Source organism: Bradyrhizobium sp. P2_E8 (genome assembly GCF_056403875.1).
Genome location: NZ_JBFUES010001678.1, coordinates 1 through 892 on the forward strand (window position 1 = coordinate 1; position 892 = coordinate 892).

Annotated in this window: 1 protein-coding gene; it reads left to right on the forward strand. The window is 51.6% G+C overall.

Annotation, left to right across the window (positions count from 1 at the left end):
* The coding region (locus AC1D00_RS43185) for a hypothetical protein (RefSeq protein WP_477014933.1) at positions 1-603 on the forward strand (603 nt) is incomplete at its 5' end.
* Positions 604-892 lie beyond the last annotated feature (289 nt).

The following is an 892-nucleotide window of genomic DNA, read 5'->3' on the forward strand; positions in this document are numbered from 1 at the left end:
CCCCTACACGATTTCGCACCTTATACCGCTCACTGCCTTCTTGTTGAGGTCTTCTTCAACGTAGCTATCGGGAAGAAGTTGATCTCACCTGACCGAGCTAGCAATCGCGTTGATATGGCATACTTATTCTATCTGCCATTCTCGATGATCTTCATTTCCAATGACAAGCTACATCAAAGAGCCGCGCCGCTGTTCATGACCGACAAGCAAGTTTTTGTGGTCGGAGATGATCTCAAAAAAGATCTCACGGCCCTCAATACCCGATATTCCATGCTGTCAGATGAAGAGAAGAGTGAAGGCTTGATTCGGATAGCCGGGTATCCACCAAATGATGACAGCTGCCTCACGACACGCATCTGGAAGCAGTTGGGAATGCCCATTGAACGGCAAACGACTACGCGCAATTCTGAGTCTCCCAGCGCGACTGAATTGCTAGCCCATGTGAAGCAAATGCGGGAAGATTCAAAGTGGGGCGACAGCGCAGCACGGTTCAGCCAATCGGAGTTGGAAGACCCGAGTCATTTGGTGATAGAGCGCATGGTCCCACTGCGTCGGGGCAAATGGCGTTTCATGCCAATTGGTGTTGAAGCTTCGGACGATTAGTCTAGCGAAGCTGACCAGGCGTTCGCGGCCCAGGAAAAGAAGTGATAAAGAGAGCGCGGTGGGTTGACACGGCGCTTTTTTCTTATCGCGCCCTCGCCAAAACTTCCGTTTTTCAGGGCGCTCCTCGGGCGCAATAACCCGTGATCTGCGGGTGTTTTCGGGGATCCAGCGTGAAGTTTGGAATACAGGAAAGTGCTTGTTTTACGCTGTTTGATGAACTTCGGTGATGTGGCGGGAGGGATTCCGCATCGACTTCCAAGCTGAATACGAGGGTTCGATTCCCTTCACC